At 75.1% G+C, this 241-nt stretch carries 1 protein-coding gene; it reads right to left on the bottom strand.

Features of this window, described 5'->3' with window-relative positions; genetic code table 11:
• A partial coding sequence (locus tag KVS71_RS18440) for a phosphatidate cytidylyltransferase (RefSeq protein ID WP_368874982.1) occupies positions 1 to 232 on the bottom strand: 232 nt, incomplete at its 3' end.
• Between the last annotated feature and the right edge of the window lie 9 nt (positions 233 to 241).

Genomic DNA, 241 nt, shown 5'->3' with positions numbered 1-241 from the left:
CGGCGCCCCCGGAGCCCTCCCAGGTCTTCCTGGGACCTGTCCGCGGTTGCACCGGGTGCCCCCCCAAGGCGAGTCCAGCCCCGTACCCCCCGGTGTCCGCGGCGACCGCGATCGCGATGAAGCTGAGCCCCCACCACTGCCCCCCCTCCTGCCCGGGCAGGATGGGGGCCACCCCGGCGAGGAACGGCGCGTACCCCTGCACGAAACCGCCGATCACGGCGTCGGGGGGCACATCTCCGCA

The sequence above is a fragment of the Microbacterium sp. GbtcB4 genome (assembly GCF_019091465.1).
In the GTDB taxonomy this organism is placed as follows: domain Bacteria; phylum Actinomycetota; class Actinomycetes; order Actinomycetales; family Microbacteriaceae; genus Microbacterium; species Microbacterium paraoxydans.
This window is presented reverse-complemented; position numbering and strand designations above follow the sequence as displayed.